The organism is Rhizobium sp. 01L419 (assembly GCF_056400025.1).
Genome location: NZ_JBFTSM010000072.1, coordinates 1 through 371 on the forward strand (window position 1 = coordinate 1; position 371 = coordinate 371).

Consider the following 371-nt stretch of genomic DNA (forward strand, 5'->3'; position numbering starts at 1 on the left):
ACGGCTGCCGACGGCACGGCGCTGCCCGCCTGGCTGGCCTTCAACGCCACGACGCGGACCTTCTCCGGCACACCGACGGCAGGCGGCACCTACGGCGTCAGGGTGACGGCGACCGACCTCGGCGGCCTCTCAGCCAACGAGACCTTCAACGTCGCCGTATCGACGCCCGGCAACGCGACGCCGACGGCGGTTGCCGATGCGGGTGATGCGACCGAGAAGGGYGGTGCGGCCAATGGTTCGGGTGGCGTGGTTGCCAGTGGCAATGTGCTGACCAACGATACCGATCCGGATGCCGGCGACACCAAGACGGTCACGGCGGTCGGCTTCGGCGCGACATCAGGCACGCTCGGCACGGCGCTGAACGGYACCTA

Annotated in this window: 1 protein-coding gene; it reads left to right on the plus strand. The window is 69.6% G+C overall.

Going from position 1 to position 371, the window contains the following annotated elements:
- On the plus strand, positions 1–371 hold a 371-nt coding region (locus tag AC1DUP_RS36835; RefSeq protein WP_477837402.1), incomplete at both ends, for a putative Ig domain-containing protein.